The sequence below is a fragment of the Robiginitalea sp. genome (assembly GCF_982776155.1).
In genome coordinates, this window is the sequence record NZ_CEXZKX010000003.1 from 105,157 (window position 1) to 128,521 (window position 23,365).

Below are 23,365 nucleotides of genomic sequence, written 5' to 3' on the forward strand. Positions count from 1 at the left end.
GGCAATTTTTCAAATTGACCCATTTTCAAATTTCCAAATTGACCAGTCCCGCGTACCTTTGCGGTAGAACACAGCTATTATGAGCAAGGAAAAAAAACGCCGGGAGGCCCTGATTTACCACGCGAAGCCCACCCCCGGCAAGATCAAGATCGTCCCGACGAAACCCTATGCCACCCAGCGCGACCTGGCCCTGGCCTATTCCCCGGGGGTTGCGGAACCCTGCCTGGAGATCCATAAGGATGTGGAGCAGGTGTACAAATACACGGCCAAGGGGAATATCGTTGCGGTGATCTCCAACGGGACCGCGGTCCTGGGCCTGGGGGACATCGGCCCGGAGGCCTCCAAACCGGTGATGGAGGGCAAGAGCCTCTTGTTCAAGATTTTTGCGGACATCGACGGGATAGATATTGAACTGGACACCAAGGATGTTGACAAGTTTGTCGAAACAGTAAAGATCATGGCCCCGACTTTCGGGGGGATCAACCTGGAAGACATCAAGGCGCCGGAGGCATTTGAAATCGAACGACGCCTCAAGGAGGAGCTGAACATCCCGGTGATGCACGATGACCAGCACGGGACGGCCATCATCTCGGCGGCTGCCCTGCTCAATGCGCTGGACCTGGCCGAAAAGAAAATTGAGGACGTCCGGATCGTTATCAGCGGGGCAGGGGCCGCAGCCATTTCCTGCAGCCGGCTCTACCGTTCGCTCGGGGCTTCCCGGGAGAACATGGTAATGCTCGACAGCAAGGGGGTCATCCGCAGCGACCGCCCGGAGCTTTCCGCCGAGAAAAAAGAATTTGCAACCGACCGGAAGATCGATACCCTGGAGGAGGCGGTCCGGGATTCCGATGTGTTTATAGGGTTGTCTATCGCGGATATCCTGACCCCGGCCATGCTGAAGACGATGAACAAAAACGCCATCGTCTTTGCGATGGCAAACCCGAATCCCGAGATTGACTATAACCTGGCGATGAAAACCCGGAAGGACATCATCATGGCCACCGGGCGCTCCGACCACCCGAATCAGGTGAACAACGTGCTCGGATTCCCCTTTATTTTCCGGGGGGCGCTGGACGTGCGGGCAACCAAGATCAACGAAGAAATGAAAATGGCCGCCGTCAAAGCCCTGGCCGACCTGGCCAAACAACCCGTCCCGGAACAGGTCAATATCGCCTACGGGGAAACCCGCCTCACTTTCGGGAGGGAGTACATCATCCCGAAACCCTTCGACCCGCGGCTGATTGCCGAGGTGCCGCCGGCCGTTGCACGGGCAGCTATGGAAAGCGGGGTGGCGCGGGCGCCCATTGCGGACTGGGGCCGCTACCGGGAGGAACTCCTGCAGCGGTCCGGGGACGACAAAAAGGTGATCCGCTGGTTGATGAGCCGGGCCAAATCGATGCCCAAGAAGATCGTCTTTGCCGAGGCGGACCAGCTGGATGTGCTCAAAGCGGCGCAAATAGCCCATGACGAAGGGATTGCCCACCCCATCCTGCTTGGAAATCGAAAAGTCATCGAGGAACTGAAAGAAGAATTGGAATTCGATGCGGAAATTCCCATCATCGACCAGTTCGAAGAGGATTCCCTCGAAAAACGGGAGGCCTATGCCCGGAGCTACTGGGAATTGCGCCAGCGAAAAGGGAGTACCCTGTACAACTCCCGGAGTAAGATGCGGGAGCGAAACTACTTTGGCGCGATGATGGTCCGGGAGGGGGATGCCGACGGCATGATTTCAGGGTACTCGCGTTCTTATTCCTCCGTTGTGAAGCCGATCTTTGAGGTAATCGGGCGCGCAAGCGAAGTGTCCCGGGCGGCTACGGTGCACGTGATGATCACTTCCCGGGGGCCGATTTTCCTGGCGGATACCTCCCTGAATATCGACCCGACCGCCGAGGAACTCGCGGAGATTACCCGGATGACGGCCAACCTGGCCCGGGCATTCAACTTTGAACCGAACATCGCCCTCCTGTCCTATGCGAATTTCGGTTCCTCCGAACACCCGCGGGCGGTGAAGGTGCGGGAGGCCATCCGCATCCTGCACGAACAGGAGCCCGACCTGGTGGTAGACGGGGAAATCCAGACCGATTTTGCCCTGAACCGGAAACTCCGCCAGAGCCAGTTCCCGTTCTCCAAACTGGCGGGGAAAAACGTGAACACCCTGGTTTTCCCAAACCTGGAATCGGCCAACATCACCTACAAGCTCATCAAGGAATTGCAGGCCACCGATACGATTGGCCCCATCATGCTGGGTCTTCGCCGCGCCGTCCACATCCTGCAGATGGGGGCCAGCGTCGAGGAGATCGTCAACATGACCGCTGTGGCGGTGATCGACGCCCAGGAACGCGAAAAGCGCCGGCGCGCCAAAAGGAAAAAATAACCACCTGCAGCCGGAAGAGATTTCCGGTACTGACAACCGATTCCCATGATAGAACACCTAACCGGCCGCCTTATTGAAAAACACCCAACCCACCTGGTAATTGAATGTGCCGGGGTGGGCTATTTTGTCAATATTTCCCTGAATACCTTTTCGGCCCTGCCGGACGAGGAACAACTCCGGGTCTATACGCATTTGCAGGTCCGGGAAGATGCCCACACGCTCTTTGGATTCTACTCTGTTGCGGAGCGCGAGGCTTTCCGCCTGCTGATTTCGGTTTCCGGCGTGGGCGCGAGCACCGCCCGCACCATGTTGTCCTCCATGACCCCTGCCCAGCTCCGGGAGGCAATTGCCTCCGGCGATGTGCCCGCCATACAGGCTGTCAAGGGGATCGGCGCCAAGACTGCCCAGCGCGTTATTCTGGACCTGAGGGACAAGATTTTGAAAATCTACGACCTCGATGAAGTTTCCCTAAAACCAGACAATACAAATAAAGAAGAAGCGTTATCTGCTTTAGAGGTTCTTGGCTATTCCCGAAAGCAGTCCGAAAAGGCCGTGGATACGGTACTTCGCCAGGATCCTTCCGCAAGCGTCGAGGGCATTATCAAACAGACGCTTAAAAATTTGTAAAAAGTTTGAAAACAGGGGCATCGGCATTTTACACAAAGTACCGTCTTTCTTTATTTTCCCTTCTTTTTCTACTGGTCTTCGCGGCCCTTCCGGCGCATGCCCAGGACGGGGAAACCGAGGCGGATTCGGTGCAGACGGGGGTAGCACTGGGGTCGCTCCGCATGGAGAACCCGCCCAGCATCGTCTCCAAATACACCTATGATGCGAAACTCGACCGCTATATCTATACGGAGTCGGTTGGGGATTACGACATTTCCTACCCGATCATCCTGACCCCGGAGGACTATTTTGAACTGGTCCGCAGGGAGGGCATGAAATCCTATTTCAAAGATAAAATCGACGCCTTCAGCGGACGGAAGGAAGGGAGCGAAGAGGCCCGGAAAAACCTGCTCCCGAATTTTTATGTAAACAACAGCTTTTTCGAAACCATTTTCGGGGGGAATACCATCGAAGTGATTCCGCAGGGTTCCGTGGCGATGGACCTGGGCGTCATCTGGCAGAAAAACGACAACCCGGCCCTTTCGCCCCGCAACCGGACCAACCTCGCCTTTGACTTCGACCAGCGAATCTCCCTGAGTATGCTCGGGCAGATCGGGGAGCGCCTGCAGATTACCGCCCAGTACGACACGGAGGCAACCTTCGACTTCCAGAACCTCATCAAGCTCGATTATACCCCCACCGAAGACGATATCATCCAAAAAATCGAGATCGGAAACGTTAACATGCCGCTCAACAGCTCGCTGATCTCAGGAGCCCAGAGCCTCTTTGGGGTAAAGACCCAGCTGCAGTTCGGCAAAACCACCGTGACGGCCGTATTCTCCGAACAGCGTTCCCAGAGCAATACGGTGGTGGCCCAGGGGGGCGGGACGATCAACGAATTTGAACTGACGGCCCTGGACTACGACGAAGACCGCCACTTCTTCCTCTCCCAGTATTTCCGCGACCAGTACGACCAGGCCCTGGCCGATTACCCCTATATCAATAGCCAGGTACAGATTACCCGGCTGGAGGTTTGGGTAACCAACCGGAGCCAGCAGACGCTCAACGTCCGGAATGTGGTGGCCATCCAGGACCTGGGAGAAAGCCTGCCGGAAAAAACCCGGATCGGCCAGGCCGGCGGGGCGCCTGGTGGATTTTTCAACTCGGGCGGGGCCCCGGTGAACCTGCCGCGCAACGGCGCCAACGACTACGACCCGGCCCTGATTGGGAGCGGGGGCGTGCTGACCCCGGATATCCGCGACATCGCAACCGTGGACGACGGCTTCCAAATCCCCGGCGGGTATACCGTCAACCAGGGATTCGATTACGCCATCCTGGAGAACGCCCGCAAACTCGACCAGGGTCGGGATTACGCGTTTAATTCCCAACTTGGCTATATCTCCCTGAACCAGCGGCTCAGCAACGACGAGGTGCTGGCTGTGGCCTTCCAGTATACCTACAACGGCCAGATTTACCAGGTGGGGGAATTTGCCAACGGCGGGCTGGATGCCACCTCGGTGAGCCCGGGGGCCCAGGTGGAGATCAACAACAACACGTTGGTACTGAAGTTGCTCAAGAGCAACATCACCAACGTCAGCGACCCCATCTGGGACCTGATGATGAAGAACATCTACGCCACGGGCGCCTTCCAGTTGAGCGAGGAAGATTTTAAGCTGAACATCCTCTACAACGACCCGACGCCCAGGAACTACATTACCCCGGTCAACCCGGATGTGGGGTGGCCGGATACGCCGAGGCCGTTGGAGGAGCGGATATTGCTGGATGTGTTTAACCTGGACCGGCTCAATGTGTACAACGACGTGCAGCCCGGGGGCGACGGGTTTTTCGACTTTGTGCCCGGCATCACCGTAAATACCCAGAACGGGCAGATCATCTTTACCAAGGTAGAGCCCTTTGGGGAGTACCTGTTTGAACTGCTTGGAGGGGGCACCTACGATGTGGATGACGACCAGGGGTACAACCAGAATCAGCAGAAGTATGTCTTCCGCAATATGTATAACCAGACCAAGGCGGCCTCCCTGCAGGATGCGGAGAAGAACCGGTTCCGGATCAAGGGGCGCTACAAGTCCGAGACCGGGAACGGTATCCCCATCGGCGCATTCAACGTACCCAGGGGGTCTGTTCGGGTTACGGCCGGGGGGCGGCAGTTGCAGGAGGGCATCGATTATACGGTAAACTACCAGGCGGGGACCGTTCAGATCCTCGACCCCAGCCTGCAGGCGTCCAATACGCCCATCAACATCTCCGTGGAGAACAATGCGGTTTTCGGGCAACAGACCCGGCGGTTTACCGGGGTAAACGTAGAGCACCAGTTCAATGAAAACTTTGTGCTCGGGGCCACGTTGCTGAACCTGAACGAACGCCCGCTCACCCAGAAGGCAAACTTTGGGGTGGAGCCGGTGAACAATACGATTTTTGGCCTGAACGGGAATTTCTCGACGGAAGTCCCCTTCCTGACGCGCCTGGCCAACATGCTGCCCAATGTCGATACGGATGTGGCCTCAAACCTGTCCCTGAGGGGAGAGGTGGCATTTTTAAAGCCGAATGCACCGGACAACGCGAATTTCCGGGGGGAAACCACGAGTTACCTGGATGATTTTGAAGGGGCCCAGGCGCTGATCGATATCCGTGCCTCCCTGGGCTGGAGCCTGGCGAGTACTCCGCTGGAGTTTTTGGACGAAGGGGAAGAGGACCTGGAAACCGGCTATGAACGCGCCAAACTGGCCTGGTATACGATCGACCCGATATTTTATACAAACCAGCGCCCGCCCGGGATCAGCGACAACGATATTTCCCTGAATGCCACCCGGCGCATCTTTATCGACGAGGTCTTCCCGCGCATCGATATCGCCCAGGGGCAGACAACCGTCCAGAACACGCTGGACCTGGCGTATTACCCGAACCTGAAAGGGCCGTACAACGCAAACCCCAATTTTGAAGCGGAATCCCCCCAGGAGAAATGGGGCGGCATCATGCGGTCCCTCTCCAGTACAAATTTTGAGCAGTCCAACGTGGAATTCGTGCAATTCTGGGTCCTGGACCCCTATGTGGACGGACAGGCAACGGGCCCGGGGGAACTCGTGATCAACCTGGGGAATATCAGCGAGGACATCCTGGAGGACGGACGGAAGCAATACGAAAACGGCTTGCCGGGCGTAAACTCCAACGACCTCACCACCCAGACAATCTGGGGCCGGGTGCCGGCTACCCAGGCGCTGGTCTACGCCTTTGACGCCGATGAGACAAACCGGAGCCTGCAGGATATCGGGTACGACGGCCTTGCAGATGCGGATGAGGCGGCGGAAGGCTACAACGGGCCTGCCGAGGATCCTGCCCTGGACAACTATACGTACTACCTCAACCGGGAGGGCAGCCTGCTGGAACGCTACCTGGACTTCAACAACACGGAAGGGAATTCCCCGGTGGCCGTCACCAATACAAACCGGGGGAATACCACGCTTCCCGACGTGGAGGATGTGGACCGGGACCTGACCATGAACACGGTCAACAGCTACTACGAATACCGGATCCCGATCCGCCCCGGGGTGACGGTGGACGATCCGTATGTGACGGATATTAAGGAAGGGGTGACCCCCAACCTGCCCAACGGTACCCAGCTGAACCGCCGCTGGATCCAGTACAAGATCCCGCTGAGCGACTTTACGGATGCCGTAGGGGGGATTACGGACTTCCGCTCCATCAGTTTTATGCGGATGTATGTCACCGGTTTTACCGACCCGGTGGTACTGCGTTTCGCAACCCTCGACCTGGTGCGCGGGGACTGGCGGAACTACACCAAAACCCTGCAGACCAATAACGACAACCCGGCCGACGACGGGACGAGCGTGGACGTGAATACCGTTAACGTGGAGGAGAATGAGGCCCGTATCCCGATTCCTTACGTATTGCCGCCAGGCGTAGTCCGGGAGCAACTCAACAACAACAACACGATTGTCCGGCAGAACGAGCAATCCCTGTCCATGGTGGTGGAAAACCTGGAGCCGGAAGATTCGCGCGGGGTCTTTAAAAATGTCAGCATGGACATGCGGCAGTACCAGCGGATCAAGATGTTCCTGCACGCCGAAAAAATCGCCCAATCCGACCCGTTTCTCAACACGGAGTCCCTGGTGGGTTTCCTGCGGATCGGGACGGACTTCTCGGAGAACTTCTACCAGATTGAGGTGCCCCTGGAGTTTACGGACTTCAGCGCTTCCACGGCCGAGCAGGTCTGGCCCGCCATCAATGAACTCGACGTGGCCCTGGACGACCTGAACAAGGTAAAATCAGAAGGTATTGCCAGCCAGACACTTGGGGAGATCACCTTTTACGAGGTGATCGACGGGGTGGCCGTGGAGGTGGACGAATTTGCCCCCCGCCAGCCCGGACGGGCCCGGATCGGGATCCGGGGGAATCCCTCCCTGGGGAGCATCCGGAGCATGATGGTAGGGGTCAAGAACATCGACAACATCCCGCTCCGCGCTGAGGTCTGGTTTAACGAGCTCCGGCTGGCTGGCCTGGACAACAACGGGGGCTGGGCGGCCGTGGCAGCCGTCGATGCGAACATGGCCGATTTTGCCAACGTGTCGGCTACGGGGAATACCTCCACCTCCGGCTTTGGCGCCATCGACCAGATGCCGAACGAGCGGGCCCGGGAGGACGCCATCTCCTACGACGTGGTGACCAACGTGGAAATCGGGAAGCTCTTCCCGGCCAAATGGAACCTGCAGATCCCGTTTAATTACGGGATATCCGAACAGCTCATCACCCCGGAATTCGACCCGGTGTACGACGACTTAAAACTCGAGGACCGGATTGCCGCGGCCGATAGCCCGGCGGATGCCGAACAGATCCGGGAACAGGCGGAAGATTATACCAAGCGGACGAGCATCAATTTTATCGGTGTCCGTAAAAACCGGGGGGAAGAGGCCGAGGCGAATTTCTTCGACATCGAAAACTTCACCTTCAACTACTCCTACAACGAAACCGACCACCGGGATTTTGAAGTGGCCGAACTCCGGGACCAGAACGTCCAGGCCGGGGTGGTATACAACCACAATTTTAAGCCGGTCCCGGTGGCGCCCTTCGCCAAAAACGATTCGCTTTTCCGGGGCAGCTACTGGCAATGGCTCAAGGAGCTCAACTTCAACCTGCTCCCCACGAGCATCTCCCTGCAATCCGACATCAACCGCCAATTCAACCAGCAGCGCTTCCGGGATGTGCTGGAGCCCGGGGTGGAAACCCTGGAACTGCCCCTGCTGCAACAGCGGAACTACCGGTTTAACTGGCAGTACAACCTGAACTATGCGCTCACCAAGTCCCTGCGGGTGCAGCTTACCGGGTCCAACAACAGCATTGTGCGGAACTATTACGAGGAGGAGGGGAACCCCTTTTCGAACATCCTGGCAGACCGCACGCTCTGGGACGGCTTCTTCGATATCGGCGAGCCGAACCGCCACGCCCAGCAGATGACCCTGAACTACGAGATTCCGCTGAGCAAGATCCCGATTTTCGACTTTGTGAATGCCCAGTACACCTATACGAGCAACTTCGACTGGCAACGGGGCGGGGACGCCCTGAACCTCGCCGTGGCGAAGGCGCAGAATCCGGGCATCCCGGAAGACCAGCTCAGCCTGTCGTCCATCAATACGATACAGAATGCGAACACCCATACGCTTACGGCCGCCCTCAGCATGCAGCGCCTCTACGACAAGCTCGGCCTGAAGAAATCCACGGGGAAACCCACTACCGGGATTGCCGCCCCGCGTACGGACAAGGCCGGTAATGCCCGCGAAGATGGGGAGTCGGCTGCCCCCAAACGGACGGGGAAGGCCTTTAACACGGCCATCGACCTGCTGACGATGGTCAAGCGGATCAACGTGAACTACAGCGAAAACAACGGGACTGTCCTGCCCGGCTATACGCAGAGCGTCGGCTTTATCGGCACTACGCGCCCCACTGTCGGCTTTGTCTTCGGGAGCCAGGCAGATGTGCGCCAACTGGCCGCGCAAAACGGGTGGTTGACGAATTTCAATGAGTTCAACGAGCAGTTCGTCCAGCGGACCAGCAAGCAATTGAACATCACGGCCACGGCCCAGCCCGTACCCGAACTCACCATCGACCTGATTGCCGACCGCCAATACTCCGAGACGCTCCAGGAGAATTTCAACGTCACCGACGGGGAGTACATCCCCCAGGCGCCCAATACCTACGGCAGTTTCAGCATTTCCACCATGATGCTGGCCACCGCCTTTAACCGGAGCGACGAACAAAGCTCGGAGACCTTCGAGGCCTTCAAGGACAACCGGCTGACCATCGCCAACCGCCTCCTGTCGGACCGGAACGGTGCAGAAATCGGGGTGGATGACGACGGCTTCCCCATCCGCTACGGAAAGACCCAGCAGGAGGTGTTGCTGCCGGCCTTTTTTGCCGCCTATACGGGCCAGGACGCCGAACGCGTCAACCTGGATACGTTCCGGGATATCCCAATCCCCAACTGGAATATCAAATATACGGGCCTGATGAAGAACAAGTGGTTCCAGAAACAATTCAAACGGTTCTCCCTGAGCCACGGCTATCGTTCGGCCTATACGATCAACTCGTTCCAGACCAACCTGGAGCGTTACCAGCTGGTAAACGACAACGACCCGGGGACCAACCCGTTTGAGGTGGAGACCGGCGATTTGATGCCCGAGATCCTGATCAACAATGTGGTGCTGAACGACGCGTTTAACCCGCTGGTCCGGGTGGATTTTGAAATGCAGAATTCCGTCAGCGTCCTGGCCGAGGTGCGCATGGACCGTGCCCTGTCCCTGAGTTTCGACAACAACCTGCTAACCGAGATCAACGGGAAGGAATACACCCTGGGCCTTGGCTACCGGTTCAAGGACGTGCAGTTCGTCACCCGCATCGGGGGGGAACGCCAGCGACTCAAGGGCGATCTAAACCTGAAAGCCGACCTGAGCCTCCGGGACAACATCACCATTATCCGGAACCTGGACCTGGACAGCAACCAGATCACATCGGGGCAAAACCTGGTTTCCATCAAGTTCACCGCCGACTACGCGCTGAGCAAAAACCTGAACGCCCTGTTTTTCTACGACTATTCCTTCTCCGAATTCGCCGTGTCCACCGCCTTTCCCCAAACCACCATCAACACCGGCTTCACCCTCCGTTACAACTTCGGGAACTAGCCCCCGGGCAGGCCCGGCCGGAATTTCCCGGGTCGTTTGGTTTCTACGCCCGGAAAAAGTTACATTTGCTGACTTGTAAATGTAAACCGATGAATATACCGTCCGAATTGAAATATACCAAGGACCACGAGTGGGTCCGCATCGAAGGGGATACCGCTATCGTGGGAATTACCGATTTTGCCCAGGGGGAACTGGGTGATATTGTCTACGTGGAAGTGGACGCCCTGGACGAAGAACTGGAGCGCGAAGCCGTTTTTGGCACGGTGGAAGCCGTGAAGACGGTATCCGATCTCTTCCTGCCCCTGAGCGGGGAGATTGTGGAATTCAACGAGGCCCTGGAAGACGAGCCGGAAAAGGTCAATACGGATCCTTACGGGGACGGCTGGATGATCAAAATCAAACTCAGCGATCCCTCGGAGGCCGACGACCTGCTCTCGCCGGACGACTACAAAGAGCTGATCGGTGGGTAAACGGCGCTGGTTCGCCCCGGCTTTTATGCTCTGGATGGCGGCCGTCACCTATGCCTGCCTCGCCCCTTTCGACGACCTGGACGATCCGGGTTTTGAGCTGCCACATGCAGATAAAATCGCCCATTTTACTTTTTACCTTATAGCAGCCGTCCTGGGTGTGCTGGCCCTGCGGGAACGGGCCGGCCGGCGCGTGGGGTTAAACGGTGCTTTATGGCTGGCCGCAGTGGTCCTGACCGCCTATGGCGGTGTGATTGAGGCCCTTCAGGCTGTTTTGCCCACAGGCCGCAGCCCGGAGTGGGGGGATTTCCTGGCGAATTCCCTGGGGCTGCTGGCGGCAGTTGCCTCACTCAAAGTGGCGTTTCACGAACTGGGGGCGTTAAATTGGCCGGATTAATTGTATTTTTCCCAAAAGAATAGTTAAATTAGCATGCATTAAATAAGCATAAGCATGGAAACGAAAAAGAGTCCGAAAGCCGATTTAAGAAGGAACAGCGGCCTGTATTTTGTACTTGGCCTGGCCCTTGTAATGGCTCTGGTTTATGTGGCCCTGGAATGGAAGACGTACGACGAAGTGAATAACTACGATATATCCATGGATGTCGAGGAGCTTCTGGACGAAGAGGTGCCGATGACCGAGCAGATCAAGACGCCGCCCCCGCCCCCGCCGCCTGCCGCCCCCGAGGTGATCGAGGTAGTGGAGGATGAGGAAGAAGTGGAGGAAACCATTATCGAATCTACGGAAACCAGCCAGGAAGAAGAGATTATTGAAGTGGATGACGTGGTGGTGGAAGAAGTCGAAGAGGATATCGACGTTCCCTTTGCTGTTATTGAAGATGTACCGGTATTTCCGGGATGCGAAGGCGCCAGCGACAAGCGTGCCTGCTTTAACGAAATGATGCAGAAACACATCCGCAAGAATTTCCGCTACCCCGAGATTGCCCAGGAAATGGGGATCCAGGGTCGGGTGTCCGTAATGTTTACCATCCAGAAGGACGGAAGCATCGGCAATATCCGCCTCCGCGGACCGGATAAGAACCTCGAGGCAGAAGCGCGCCGGATTATCGAGCGGCTTCCCAAGATGACCCCTGGAAAGCAGCGGGGTCGCGCTGTTCGGGTTCCCTTTTCTATCCCGATCATGTTTAAACTCCAATAGGGTTTCCATTGATAAAATTCAAATCCCGGCCTTGGCGCCGGGATTTTTTTTGCCCCGGTTTGGCGTTGGAAAGAAGGTTGGTGGTGCGTATCTTTGCACACCCGATTGACCCCGTGTATGAAATCCGCCACAGGTACTGCAGAGACCGGCGCCATCCAGCTGGCTTTCACCGACTTTAAGGAGATTACCAAGGCCCGCCTGGCCATCAGTGTGGTATTCTCTGCAGTGGCGGGGTATCTGCTGGGCGCCTCGGAAATCCGGGCGGTTCCCTTGCTGCTCCTCGTTCTCGGGGGTTACTGCATGGTAGGGGCCTCCAACGCCTACAACCAGGTGATTGAACGCTCCCTCGATAAGCGGATGCACCGGACCCGGCACCGGCCGATCCCCTCCGGGAGGATGCGTGTATCTACTGCCATGGCCATAGCGATTGTCATGACGCTGGCTGGGGTGGCCTTGCTCTACCAGCTCAACCCGCGGACGGCCTTTTTCGGCGCCCTGTCGATTTTCCTCTACACCTGTGTCTATACCCCGCTGAAAACCGTCACTCCCCTGGCAGTATTTGTCGGGGCGATCCCCGGGGCCATTCCCTTTATGCTCGGGTGGGTGGCGGCCACAGACGACTTTGGGATTGAACCCGGGACGTTGTTCATGATCCAGTTTTTCTGGCAATTCCCCCATTTCTGGGCACTTGGCTGGATGCTGGACGAAGACTACCGCAGGGGCGGCTTCAAGATGCTGCCCACCGGAAAAAAGGATACGGGTACAGTTGTACAGATTATCATGTATACCATTTGGATGATCGTCATATCGATTATCCCCGTTTTCGGGATTACCGGGCGCCTGTCCCTCTCCGTTCCCGCTGCCGTGCTCATCTTTTTGATGGGGCTCGTGATGCTGTGGTTCGCGCTCCGCCTGTACGAGCTGCGCGATCGTCAATCGGCACGCAGCCTGATGCTCAGCAGCGTCACCTATATCACCCTGATGCAAATCGTTTACGTAGTCGATAGTTTTATATGAAGAATCGCGATCTCACCCAACAACCGGACCCGATAAAAAAGGAACGGGCCAGTAAAATGATGCTCTGGTTCGGCATCGTCAGCCTGATCATGACATTTGCCGGTTGGACCAGTGCCTACATCGTAAGCAGTTCCCGGGAGGACTGGATGGAGGACTTTCAGTTACCCATGGCTTTCTGGTACAGTACGGGCATCCTCCTATTGAGCAGCCTCACTTACATGATGGCGCTCCGGTCGGTGCGACAGGGACAGCAGCGGGCGGGTTCGCTCTGGCTCGGGATTACCCTTGTGGCGGGCCTGGTATTTATTTATTCGCAGTTTAGCGGGTTCTCCCAGATGATCGGTTACGGGTACTATTTTACGGGACCCACCAGCAACATCACCCTTTCCTACCTGTTCTTGATTGCAGCCGTGCACATTGCCCACGTGGTAGCCGGGCTCATCTCCCTGGTAGTGGTCGTGGTGAAACAACTCCGGGGGAAATACGGCCCCGGCCGCATGCTGGGGATGGAGCTCGGCAGCACCTTCTGGCATTTCCTGGACCTGCTTTGGGTGTACCTGATGCTTTTCTTCTATTTCTTCGGTTAGAAAAGGGGAGGTTTGTGGTTCAAATCTTCTTTTCTAACAGATAAAAAAATGTATTTTTGCTAAAATTATCCTAATACCCTAACTGACACTATGGATACAACGGTAACCACCACGGCTGAAGAGAAAGTCTGGGGAGGCGGTAACCGCCCGCTGGGTGCGAGCTACGGCAAATTGATGATGTGGTTCTTCATCGTCTCGGATGCCCTGACATTTTCCGGCTTTCTGGCCTCCTACGGTTTTTCCCGCTTTAAATTCATCGAAACCTGGCCGATTGCCGACGAGGTGTTTACGCACGTGCCGTTTTTCCACGGGACGTATCCGATGTACTATGTGGCCTTTATGACCTTTATCCTCATCATGTCTTCGGTGACCATGGTACTCGCTGTCGATGCCGGGCACCGCATGATGAAGAACCGGGTCATCCTCTATATGTTCCTGACCATTATCGGTGGGGCCATTTTCGTCGGTTCCCAGGCCTGGGAATGGGCGACATTCATTCGCGGCGATTACGGCGCCGTGGAAACCAAAGGGGGGCGTATCCTGCAATTTGTGAATGCAGATACCGGGGAGCGCGCCGCCCTGGCTGATTTTGTGGTTCCCCAGGCCGATGCCCGGGTGGAGCACGACCGGGACAACGGCGTGTGGTTTGAAGCCGAAGGCACCCTGCCTACTTACACGGTAGAGGAAGTGGCCGCCGGTCTCCGCGCCAACCCGAACATCCTGATCCGCACCGAAACCATCAATGAGGAAGGCGAAAAAACCATCCTGAACCGGGAGGAGTCCCTCGATAAGATTCGGGATGCGCGCCTGGTCGTGGAAGGGGCCAACCTGATCCGCAACGAATACGGCAGTCGCCTCTTTGCGGACTTCTTTTTCTTTATCACCGGCTTCCACGGCTTCCACGTATTCTCGGGAGTGGTTATCAATGTGATTATTTTCTTTAATGTGATCCTGGGTACCTACGAGCGCCGCAAGCACTACGAAATGGTCGAAAAGGTCGGATTGTACTGGCACTTTGTAGATTTGGTATGGGTATTCGTATTCACCTTCTTCTACCTGGTTTAATCAAACGAATAATAGCTACAGATGGCACACGAACATAAACTCGAAATTTTCAGGGGCCTGCTCAAATTCCGCTCCAACACGCAAAAAATCTGGGGCGTACTGATATTCCTCTCCATTGTCACCGCTATTGAAGTGGCACTGGGTATCCTCAAGCCGGCAGCGCTTACCGGGAACTATTTCCTGGGGATGAAGCTTCTGAACTGGATCTTCATCATCCTGACCCTGGTTAAGGCGTATTATATCGCCTGGGACTTCATGCACCTGCGGGACGAGAAGAGTTCGCTGCGTCGCGCCATTGTCTGGACGCCCATTTTCCTGGTGGCCTACCTGATATTCATCCTCCTTTTCGAAGCGGATTACATCTACAATGTCTGGAAGGACGGGTTTGTGGCTTGGGATTTTTAAGCGCGTTGGCGCTGCGATACCAGCTCGCATTTCCCATTCTTTATCCCACTTGCTGCGTTGCTTCCCTTGCGCGTAGCGCTGCTATGCGCTGCGGAAAGCGCCTTGAAATTTGAATAAATCTCTGCGAAATCCTTCGCTGTTCTCTTGCGCCAACGCGCCAGGCGAGAGGTTCTGCGATGCCAGCTCGCATTTCCCATTCTTAATTCCCCTTGCTGCGTTGCCTCCCTTGCGTGTAGAGCTGCTATGCGCTGCGGAAAGAGCCTAATACCAGAAAAAAATAAATCAGAGCTACTTCGTTTGGCTTTGCATGAACCCATCTTTTTCTATAACATGCCTGCCTGAAAAGGAAATCTTCTCTATTGAGTTTGCACCATGTCCCCCGGGCGTATTACCCCATGCGAATTAACACAACATAAGGCGGCCGTTGGGCCGTCTTTTTTTATTTTTGCAATCGGTTGCCATGAAGAAGAAATTTGTCCTTACCGTCCTGTTTATCCTGCCGCTGGTGGTGTATATGTTTTTTGCCTCGGGGGTCACAAATTTTGGTCGCTTGCCGGTTCTTTCCGGACCTGTATCGGAGCTTGATGGCTTTGCGGGGGAGCAGCGCCTGCAGGGTAAGATTACGGTGCTTGGGTTCCTGGGGGATTCCGTAGAGTTGCAACAGGGGCGGATGTTTAACCTGAACCAGAAGATCTACAAGCGGTTCCATGAATTTCAGGATTTCCAGATGCTGATGGTAGCTCCTGACGGCACCCAGCAAAAAGTAGCCGGCGTGATGCGGGAACTGGAAACATTTACGGATATCGGCAATTGGCGTTTTGTATATGGCGAGATGCCGGAGATTCGCCGGTTTTTCAACAGCCTGGAGACCGGTCTGGAATTGGATGCCACCGGGGCCACACCCTATGTGTTTATCATCGACAAGGACCGGATGCTCAGGGGAAGGAAAAAGGACGAGGATACCGGCCTTAAGTTCGGGTTCGATGCCACATCGGTTGCCGACCTGAACAACAAGATGGAGGACGATATGAAAATTATCCTGGCGGAATACCGCCTGGCGTTAAAGAGCAATCAGGCGGGGAGGAACACCCAGGAGCAATAACAGGAAACCATGGCGGAGAAACGCAATTACAACTACATCTGGATCGGGGCGGTCATCCTGGTTTTCGGGGCGATTTTTGTGCCGAAGATTGCAGACCGGCTCGGGGAAGGGTCGGTTGTTGAGCGGGATCGGATGAGTGTCGCAGCGGGGTCCGAAGCCGGCTCGGCTCCCCTGGAGTACATCACCCTGAACGGGGAGCGCCGCAAAGTACCGGATTTTGCCCTAACCAATCAGGACAGCCTGCTTATTACCGATGCGGACTATCTCGGGAAGGTTTGGGTAGCCGAATTCTTTTTCACCACCTGCCCCACCATTTGTCCTCAAATGACCGCCAACTTGGTGGAACTCCAGGACGAACTGGCGGAATACGAGGATTTCGGGGTCGCGTCATTTACGATCAACCCGCGCCACGACACCCCGGCGGTCCTCAAGGACTACGCGGAACGCTACGGGATTACGGATATGGACTGGCACCTGCTCACCGGGCCCCGGGACAGTATCTACGAACTCGCCAATGCCGGCTTCAATATCTTTGCGGCGGAGATCCCGGATGTCCCTGGCGGGTTTGAACACTCCGGGTTGTTTGCCCTGATTGACCGGGAAGGCTATATCCGGTCCCGCAAAGACCAATTCGGCAACCCGATCGTCTATTATCGCGGGACAATCAGCCGGGCCGACGGGACGAACGACACAGGCGAAACCGAACAAATCAGCCTGCTCAAGGAAGACTTGTTGAAATTGCTTAAAGAAGAAAATGGAAAATAAGAATAACGGATCGCCCAAAGCGGGCAACATATCAGTACAAGAAGGCAAGTTGAACCGTTGGATCAACGGGGTGTCCATCCTGATCCCCGTGGTCGTGGCCCTGTTGTTCGGCATCCGCATCCCGGATGTGGAACCCCTGGGGTTTTTGCCCCCCATTTACGCTACCATCAACGGGCTTACCGCCGTGTTGCTGCTGGCGGCCCTGTGGGCCATCCGCACTAAGCGCCAGGTATTGCACAGCCGCTTGATGACTACCTGCATCGTCCTTTCCCTGCTATTCCTGGTGATGTATGTGGCCTACCACATGACCTCGGATTCCACCCCCTTTGGAGGCGAAGGCTATGTCCGCTACCTCTATTACGCCATCCTGATCAGCCACATCGTGTTATCCATCGCAGTAATACCCCTTGTGCTGCGCACATATGCCAAGGCGTATTTAAAGGATTTCCGGGGGCACCGCCGCCTGGCCCGGATTACATTCCCGGTCTGGCTCTACGTGGCGGTTACCGGGGTTGTCGTATATTTGATGATCGCACCTTACTACCCGTACTAGACCCCATGAAGCACGCCACCGCATATGTCGTTTTACTGGTTGCCGCACTGCTGGCCCCGGAGGCGGCCAATGCCCAGTGCGCCATGTGCCGGGCCGTGCTGGAGAGCAGCGGGGACACCTCTGTTGCCGAGGGGATCAACAACGGCATCGTCTACCTGATGGCCATCCCCTACGTGCTGGTAGGCGCCCTCATCTTCCTGGTATACCGGAAGGTACGCTCCTGAAATTTAACAAAAATTCCCTGCCGGAAGATGTAACAATCCCGCCGGGTTCCCGTCTTCTATATAACACCCGTATCGGGTTTTCATCAATCAAAAGTACCAACCCATGTTCGATATCGAGCGATGGCAGGAGATTTTCGATACCATCCGAAAAAATAAGCTCCGCACTTTTCTCACCGGGCTGTCAGTGGCCTCCGGGATCTTTATACTGGTAATCCTTCTGGGGTTTGGCCAGGGTATGCAGAACGGCATTGCCCACGAGTTTGAACAGGATGCTTCGACCTCCGTCTGGGTCTGGCCGGGGATGACGACCATGGAATACAAGGGGATGAACCCCGGGCGGCGCATCCAGCTCCGCAACGGTAACTTCGAGTACTGGAGCCGGGCGGAAGGCGACCGCATTGAGCGGGAATCGCCCCGTCTGTTCGTTCGGGACGTCTCGGTAAACTACGGGAATGAGGCCCTGGTTTACGGGATCCACGGCGTGGCCTCCGGGTTCCAGTTTATCGAAAACGCCAAGATGTCCCAGGGGCGGTTTATCAATTTGACGGATATCGAGAGTACGGCCAAGGTGGTGGTTATCGGCGACAAAATCCGCAAGGACGTATTCGGCCACCTGGAGACCCCCATCGGGGAATACATCGAATTCTCCGGCCTTCCCTTCAAGATTGTGGGCGTTTACAAGGAATTGCGGGAACGGGAAGAGGAAACACTGTATATCCCGCTCACAACCGCCCAGAAAGTATTTAACGGAGGCGATCGGGTCAGCAACCTGGCCTATACGCTCCCGCCGGCCGGGAATTTTGACCAGGCGGTAGCCGAGGCCGTCGCCTTCAAGGACGAGCTCCGGCAATACCTGCAGCAGGCGCATACCATTGCCCCCGAGGATACGAGCGCGATCCAGGTCTGGAGCGCCATGGAAGAAGCCAAGCGCTACTACAGCCTTACGGGCAACATCAAGTTCTTTTTCTGGTTTGTCGGCATTTGTACGATTATCGCCGGGGTGGTCGGGGTCAGCAACATCATGCTGATCGTGGTCAAGGAACGCACCCGGGAAATCGGTATCCGCAAGGCCCTGGGGGCCAAGCCCTGGTCCATTGTCGGCATGATTTTGCACGAGGCCATTTTTGTAACCGCCCTCTCCGGCTTTTTTGGGCTCATCCTGAGCATGGGCCTGCTGGAACTGGTGGGGCCGCATGTGGAGGTGGATTATATCATGAACCCTTCAGTGAACCTGACGGTGGCCCTCTCTACGGTGTTCGTGCTGATCCTGGCCGGGACGATAGCGGGTTTTTTTCCCGCCTGGAGGGCCGCCAACATCCGTGTCATCAATGCGCTGCGGGATGAATAGCCCGATACGAACCATAAAAGAACTGCGCCATGTTTAACCGGGATCGTTGGAAGGAAATACTCGAAGTGCTCACCAGCAATTGGTTTCGCACGGTACTCACGGCATTCGGCGTGTTCTGGGGGATCCTGATCCTGATCATCCTGCTCGCCGCGGGCAAGGGGCTGGAGAACGGCATCAAATCGGATTTTGGCGATATCGCGACCAACACGATGTTTATCTGGACCCGCAGGACCACCAAGGCCCACATGGGTTTGCCCAAGGACCGGGAATTCAGTTTCAAGACTTCCGACCGCGAATTGCTCGAGAGCCGTTTCCCGGAATTGCGGTATATCTCGCCCCGGAACCAACTGGGCGGGTTCCGCGGGGGGAGCAACGTCATCCGGGGGATCAAGACCGGGGCCTATAACATCTATGGCGATTACCCGGAAATCATCAACCAGGACCCCATGGGGATTACGGCCGGCCGGTTCCTGAACCAGAACGATATCCGGGAAAAACGAAAGATCGCGGTGATCGGGGAGGGCGTGGTCAGCGAAATGTACGACCCGGGGGAGGAAGTCCTCGGCAGCTACCTGAAAATCCAGGGCGTCAATTTCATGGTCGTGGGTACCTACAAGAAAAAATCGAATGACGGGGACGGGGAAGAAGGGCAGAAACAAATATTTGTGCCGTTTACTACGTTCTCCCAGGCCTTCAACCGGGCGGACAACGTCGGTTGGATGGCCATTACCGCCAACGACGGGACGTCCATCACCTCCCTGAAGGAACAAATCGTCAATACGCTGAAGGAGAAGCACAAGGTTCACCCGGACGACCAGCGGGCCATCGGGTACTTTGACCTGTACGAACAGTACAACAGGGTGGAAAGCCTCTTCGGGGCTATGCGGTTTATCGCCTACTTTGTGGGGATCCTCGTTTTGTTGTCCGGGATCATCGGGGTGAGCAACATCATGTTGATCGTGGTCAAGGAACGCACCAAGGAAATTGGAATTCGCAGGGCCCTGGGAGAACAACCCTGGAGTATCAAGCTGCAGATCCTGCTGGAATCCATATTCCTGACGATTATCTCCGGGATGGCGGGTATTGCCATGGGCGCCCTTTTTATTTACGCGGTTAACTCCCTGCTCGACGCCAACGGCCCGGTGGATATGTTTATGAACCCGAGCGTCAGTCTCGGGGTGGTTGTGGGGGCCCTGCTGATCCTTATGGCTTCCGGCCTGCTGGCCGGTTTCATCCCGGCCCAGAGCGCCATCCGCGTAAAGCCCATCGATGCCCTGCGGACGGAATAACCTCTTGAATAACAAAAAACCATCAATAACACGAAGAATTCTGAAGTCAAATAATTGAGCCATATGAAAAAGTCAGTAACTGTTGTAATCCTCGTTGTGATCGCCCTGACCTTTGGGGGGTCCATGTATTACCTCTATAAAAAGAACGCGGAGGACCCGGTGGTCTACCAGACCGAAAAGCCGAGCCGCCAGAACATCATCAAGAAAACCGTGGCCACGGGCAGCATCCTGCCCCTGGAGGAAGTCCTTATCAAACCGAACATCTCCGGGGTGATCGAGGAGATCTACGTGGAAGGCGGCGACTTTGTCAAATCCGGCGACCTGATCGCCAAACTCAAGGTAGTCCCGAACCTGAGCGCCCTGAACGACGCCAAGAACGCCATAGAGGACGCCAAGATTACCCTGGACGACCAGCGCCGCAATTTCTCCCGCCAGCAGACCCTGTTTGAGAAAGGGGTCATTTCCCAGGCCGACCTGGACCGGGCCCAGGTGAGTTACGACCAGGCCAAACAGGCGTACTCTGCAGCCAACAAGCGGTACGACATTGTGCGTACCGGTACCACCAGCGGGCTGAGCAGTGCGGCCAACACGCTGATCCGCGCCACGGTAAGCGGCATGGTCCTGGAAGTACCCGTGGAGGTCGGCAACCAGGTTATCGAGGCGAATACCTTCAACGAAGGGACCACCATAGCGGCCATCGCGGATATCGACAAGATGATTTTCGAAGGGAAGGTGGACGAGTCGGAAGTGGGCAAGATCCACGAGGACCTGCCCCTGGAGATTACCGTCGGCGCCATCGAGGACCGGGTCTTCCCGGCCGTCCTGGATTACATCGCCCCCAAGGGGAATGAAGAGAACGGCGCCATCCAGTTCGAGATCAAGGGGACGCTGACCAAGCGGGACAGCACCTTTATCCGGGCGGGCCTGAGTGCAAACGCTTCCATTATCCTGGACCGGGCAGACAGCGTCATCGCCGTCAAGGAGGCCCTTGTGCAGTTCGACCCGGAGACCAAGCAGCCCTATGTGGAAGTGGAAACCGGCCAGCAGCAATTCGAACGCCGCGACCTGGAGCTCGGCATCTCCGACGGGATCTGGGTAGAGGTGAGATCCGGCCTGGAGGAAGACGCCTCCATCAAGGTCTGGAACGCCATTTCGCCTTCGGAGTCAGGCGCTTAAATGATTTCCGGAATAATTTTTAACTTCTAAATGTAACATTTAGGCCTGTTTGGGGTCTAACGGGTGTATACTCGTTTCAAAAGACGTTTACCAACCATGATTGAAATCAAAGATTTACACAAGTCCTATAAGATGGGGAGCAATTCGCTCCACGTTCTCAAAGGGATCAATTTTAAGGCGGAAGAAGGCGAACTGGTTGCGATCATGGGGTCTTCCGGCTCCGGGAAATCCACCCTGCTGAATATCCTGGGGATGCTGGACGAGGCCGACGAGGGGGATTATATCCTCGACGGGGTCCCGATCAAGAACCTCAGTGAGACCAAGGCAGCCAAATACCGCAACAAGTTCCTCGGATTTATCTTCCAGTCGTTTAACCTGATCAATTATAAATCGGCCCTGGAAAACGTGGCCCTGCCGCTCTACTACCAGAAAGTAGGCCGTAAGGAGCGCGAATCCAAGGCGCTGAAATACCTGGAGCAGGTTGGCCTGAAGGAATGGGCCCACCACCTGCCCAACGAATTGTCGGGCGGGCAGAAACAACGGGTGGCCATCGCCCGGGCCATGGCGGCCGAACCCAAGGTGCTCCTGGCCGATGAGCCAACCGGCGCCCTGGACAGCACCACCTCCTACGAGGTGATGGACCTGATCCAGCATATCAATGACCAGGGGAATACCATCCTGGTGGTTACCCACGAGGAGGACATTGCCCATATGTGCAAACGGATCATCCACCTCCGGGACGGCATCATTGTCGAAGACAAGAAGATTGAGCAGGTAAGAGCTTCGCAGTATGTTCAATAGGGACACCTGGCAGGAAATATGGCACAGTATTAAGAGCAACAAGCTCCGGACGTTCCTCACTGGATTTTCGGTTGCCTGGGGGATCTTTATCCTCGTGCTGCTGCTCGCTTCGGTGAACGGTATGCAGAATGGTTTCTACAAGCAGTTCAACGACGACGCCACGAATTCAATTTTCATCTACCCGAATGCCACCTCCAAACCCTATGGGGGGTTTGAAGCCGGCCGCCGCATCCAGTTTAAGAACGACGACCTGGCCTTTATCAAGGGGAGTTACGAAGGATCCTACGAGTATATTTCGCCCCGGTTCAACCGGTCGGTCAGTGCAAAATACAAGCAGGAAACCGGGACCTATACGATTGTAGGGGTCAGCCCGGACCACCAGCTGATTGAGCGTACCGTGATTGAAAGCGGCCGGTACCTGAACAAGCGGGACCTGCGGGAGCGCAACAAGGTGCTGGTCATCGGGAAGCAGGTGCAGAAAGAGCTTTTTAAGGACGACGACCCGGTGGGTCAGTTCCTGATCGCCAATGGATTGGTATATAAGGTAATCGGGGTCTTTTCCGACGACGGGAATGAGCGGGAGGAAAGCAATATCTACGCCCCCTATACGACCATGCAGCAAATCTACGGGAATACGGACGAGATCAACATGATCGCCATGACGTATAACCCGTCCTACGATTTTACGCGGGCCCTGGCATTTTCCAATACAATGGAAGAAGTACTCAAGCGCCGGCTGGTGATCCACCCGGAAGACCAAAGCGCGTTTTTCATCAACAACTACGCCGAGGGGTTTTCGAATATCCAGACCTTCAGCAACTTCCTGACTTTCGTGGCCATCGGGGTAGGCGTCCTCATCCTGATAGCGGGTATTGTGGGGATCGGGAATATTTTGATTTTCATCATCAAGGAACGCACCAAGGAAATCGGGATCCGCAAGGCGCTCGGCGCCCGTCCCATCGAGATCGTGAAGTTGATACTGATGGAATCCATCGTGATCACGGCATTTTCCGGATTTGGCGGCATGTTGTTCTCCATGGGCGTGGTGGCGCTTATTGCCCCGATTGTGGATGCCCCGGCGTTCTCCAACCCGAACGTAGACAACACGGTGGTGATCATCTGTACCGTGGTGCTGATCCTGGCCGGGGTACTGGCCGGGCTCGTCCCGTCCATCCGGGCCGCAAACGTAAAACCGATAGACGCATTAAGAGCCGACTGA

Annotated in this window: 19 protein-coding genes; all 19 read left to right on the forward strand. The window is 56.1% G+C overall.

The features are described 5' to 3' along the window. The first annotated feature begins 79 nt into the window (after positions 1–79). The 19 genes from AC3DKS_RS06245 to AC3DKS_RS06335 all read left to right on the forward strand — a co-directional run bounded on the left by AC3DKS_RS06245 (position 80) and on the right by AC3DKS_RS06335 (position 23,365). Positions 80–2,374, forward strand: coding sequence for an NADP-dependent malic enzyme (locus tag AC3DKS_RS06245; protein ID WP_272607593.1), 2,295 nt, complete (start codon positions 80–82; stop codon positions 2,372–2,374). Between the two features lie 45 nt (positions 2,375–2,419). Continuing rightward, positions 2,420–3,001: a Holliday junction branch migration protein RuvA gene (gene ruvA / locus AC3DKS_RS06250; protein WP_272607592.1), complete on the forward strand. Its 582-nt coding sequence runs from the start codon at positions 2,420–2,422 to the stop codon at positions 2,999–3,001. A gap of 5 nt (positions 3,002–3,006) precedes the next feature. Further along, positions 3,007–10,191 carry a T9SS outer membrane translocon Sov/SprA gene (gene sov / locus AC3DKS_RS06255; protein ID WP_474731627.1) on the forward strand — a complete coding sequence of 2,395 codons (7,185 nt, stop codon included), beginning with the start codon at positions 3,007–3,009 and terminating at the stop codon, positions 10,189–10,191. An 89-nt stretch (positions 10,192–10,280) separates the two neighbouring features. Then, entirely contained in the window at positions 10,281–10,661 is a 381-nt protein-coding gene (gcvH, locus tag AC3DKS_RS06260; protein ID WP_272607590.1) for a glycine cleavage system protein GcvH, read from the forward strand. Further along, on the forward strand, positions 10,654–11,055 hold the full coding sequence (locus tag AC3DKS_RS06265) for a VanZ family protein (protein ID WP_148214251.1): 402 nt from the start codon (positions 10,654–10,656) through the stop codon (positions 11,053–11,055). The genes gcvH and AC3DKS_RS06265 overlap by 8 nt, the downstream gene beginning before the upstream one ends. Before the next feature lie 54 nt (positions 11,056–11,109). After that, a complete protein-coding gene (locus AC3DKS_RS06270) occupies positions 11,110–11,814 on the forward strand; it encodes an energy transducer TonB (protein ID WP_012813643.1) in 705 nt (234 codons plus the stop codon). Positions 11,815–11,931: 117 nt separating this feature from the next. After that, positions 11,932–12,831, forward strand: coding sequence for a heme o synthase (cyoE, locus tag AC3DKS_RS06275; RefSeq protein ID WP_474731626.1), 900 nt, complete (start codon positions 11,932–11,934; stop codon positions 12,829–12,831). Beyond that, on the forward strand, positions 12,828–13,418 hold the full coding sequence (locus AC3DKS_RS06280) for a cytochrome c oxidase subunit 3 (RefSeq protein WP_012813641.1): 591 nt from the start codon (positions 12,828–12,830) through the stop codon (positions 13,416–13,418). The genes cyoE and AC3DKS_RS06280 overlap by 4 nt, the downstream gene beginning before the upstream one ends. 90 nt (positions 13,419–13,508) lie before the next feature. After that, positions 13,509–14,483 carry a cytochrome c oxidase subunit 3 gene (locus tag AC3DKS_RS06285; RefSeq protein ID WP_012813640.1) on the forward strand — a complete coding sequence of 325 codons (975 nt, stop codon included), beginning with the start codon at positions 13,509–13,511 and terminating at the stop codon, positions 14,481–14,483. 21 nt (positions 14,484–14,504) lie between these two features. Then, positions 14,505–14,888: a cytochrome C oxidase subunit IV family protein gene (locus tag AC3DKS_RS06290; RefSeq protein ID WP_012813639.1), complete on the forward strand. Its 384-nt coding sequence runs from the start codon at positions 14,505–14,507 to the stop codon at positions 14,886–14,888. 460 nt (positions 14,889–15,348) lie between these two features. Next, positions 15,349–15,990: a hypothetical protein gene (locus AC3DKS_RS06295; protein WP_012813637.1), complete on the forward strand. Its 642-nt coding sequence runs from the start codon at positions 15,349–15,351 to the stop codon at positions 15,988–15,990. 9 nt (positions 15,991–15,999) lie between these two features. Further along, positions 16,000–16,755, forward strand: a complete 756-nt coding sequence (locus AC3DKS_RS06300; protein WP_012813636.1) for an SCO family protein — start codon at positions 16,000–16,002, stop codon at positions 16,753–16,755. After that, on the forward strand, positions 16,745–17,308 hold the full coding sequence (locus AC3DKS_RS06305) for a DUF420 domain-containing protein (protein WP_012813635.1): 564 nt from the start codon (positions 16,745–16,747) through the stop codon (positions 17,306–17,308). Before AC3DKS_RS06300 ends, AC3DKS_RS06305 begins: the two co-directional genes overlap by 11 nt. 5 nt (positions 17,309–17,313) lie before the next feature. Further along, positions 17,314–17,532, forward strand: coding sequence for a hypothetical protein (locus AC3DKS_RS06310; protein ID WP_012813634.1), 219 nt, complete (start codon positions 17,314–17,316; stop codon positions 17,530–17,532). 103 nt (positions 17,533–17,635) lie between these two features. After that, positions 17,636–18,880, forward strand: coding sequence for an ABC transporter permease (locus AC3DKS_RS06315; protein ID WP_012813633.1), 1,245 nt, complete (start codon positions 17,636–17,638; stop codon positions 18,878–18,880). Positions 18,881–18,909: 29 nt separating this feature from the next. Beyond that, on the forward strand, positions 18,910–20,169 hold the full coding sequence (locus tag AC3DKS_RS06320) for an ABC transporter permease (RefSeq protein WP_012813632.1): 1,260 nt from the start codon (positions 18,910–18,912) through the stop codon (positions 20,167–20,169). A 63-nt stretch (positions 20,170–20,232) separates the two neighbouring features. Next, positions 20,233–21,345, forward strand: coding sequence for an efflux RND transporter periplasmic adaptor subunit (locus tag AC3DKS_RS06325; protein ID WP_012813631.1), 1,113 nt, complete (start codon positions 20,233–20,235; stop codon positions 21,343–21,345). Positions 21,346–21,441: 96 nt separating this feature from the next. Next, the gene (locus AC3DKS_RS06330) at positions 21,442–22,146 is read left to right on the forward strand and encodes an ABC transporter ATP-binding protein (protein WP_012813630.1); all 705 of its coding nucleotides are present in this window, start codon (positions 21,442–21,444) and stop codon (positions 22,144–22,146) included. Further along, the gene (locus tag AC3DKS_RS06335; protein WP_012813629.1) at positions 22,136–23,365 is read left to right on the forward strand and encodes an ABC transporter permease; all 1,230 of its coding nucleotides are present in this window, start codon (positions 22,136–22,138) and stop codon (positions 23,363–23,365) included. Before AC3DKS_RS06330 ends, AC3DKS_RS06335 begins: the two co-directional genes overlap by 11 nt.

Excerpts from the sequence above, each read along its gene's own strand:
- AC3DKS_RS06315 (WP_012813633.1), top strand. The coding sequence starts at position 17,636 with ATGTTCGATATCGAGCGATGGCAGGAGATTTTCGATACCATCCGAAAA.
- AC3DKS_RS06270 (WP_012813643.1), top strand. The coding sequence starts at position 11,110 with ATGGAAACGAAAAAGAGTCCGAAAGCCGATTTAAGAAGGAACAGCGGC.
- AC3DKS_RS06310 (WP_012813634.1), top strand. The coding sequence starts at position 17,314 with ATGAAGCACGCCACCGCATATGTCGTTTTACTGGTTGCCGCACTGCTG.
- AC3DKS_RS06295 (WP_012813637.1), top strand. The coding sequence starts at position 15,349 with ATGAAGAAGAAATTTGTCCTTACCGTCCTGTTTATCCTGCCGCTGGTG.
- AC3DKS_RS06305 (WP_012813635.1), top strand. The coding sequence starts at position 16,745 with ATGGAAAATAAGAATAACGGATCGCCCAAAGCGGGCAACATATCAGTA.
- AC3DKS_RS06335 (WP_012813629.1), top strand. The coding sequence starts at position 22,136 with ATGTTCAATAGGGACACCTGGCAGGAAATATGGCACAGTATTAAGAGC.
- ruvA (WP_272607592.1), top strand. The coding sequence starts at position 2,420 with ATGATAGAACACCTAACCGGCCGCCTTATTGAAAAACACCCAACCCAC.
- AC3DKS_RS06245 (WP_272607593.1), top strand. The coding sequence starts at position 80 with ATGAGCAAGGAAAAAAAACGCCGGGAGGCCCTGATTTACCACGCGAAG.
- AC3DKS_RS06285 (WP_012813640.1), top strand. The coding sequence starts at position 13,509 with ATGGATACAACGGTAACCACCACGGCTGAAGAGAAAGTCTGGGGAGGC.
- AC3DKS_RS06290 (WP_012813639.1), top strand. The coding sequence starts at position 14,505 with ATGGCACACGAACATAAACTCGAAATTTTCAGGGGCCTGCTCAAATTC.
- AC3DKS_RS06320 (WP_012813632.1), top strand. The coding sequence starts at position 18,910 with ATGTTTAACCGGGATCGTTGGAAGGAAATACTCGAAGTGCTCACCAGC.
- AC3DKS_RS06280 (WP_012813641.1), top strand. The coding sequence starts at position 12,828 with ATGAAGAATCGCGATCTCACCCAACAACCGGACCCGATAAAAAAGGAA.
- cyoE (WP_474731626.1), top strand. The coding sequence starts at position 11,932 with ATGAAATCCGCCACAGGTACTGCAGAGACCGGCGCCATCCAGCTGGCT.
- gcvH (WP_272607590.1), top strand. The coding sequence starts at position 10,281 with ATGAATATACCGTCCGAATTGAAATATACCAAGGACCACGAGTGGGTC.
- AC3DKS_RS06330 (WP_012813630.1), top strand. The coding sequence starts at position 21,442 with ATGATTGAAATCAAAGATTTACACAAGTCCTATAAGATGGGGAGCAAT.
- AC3DKS_RS06300 (WP_012813636.1), top strand. The coding sequence starts at position 16,000 with ATGGCGGAGAAACGCAATTACAACTACATCTGGATCGGGGCGGTCATC.
- AC3DKS_RS06325 (WP_012813631.1), top strand. The coding sequence starts at position 20,233 with ATGAAAAAGTCAGTAACTGTTGTAATCCTCGTTGTGATCGCCCTGACC.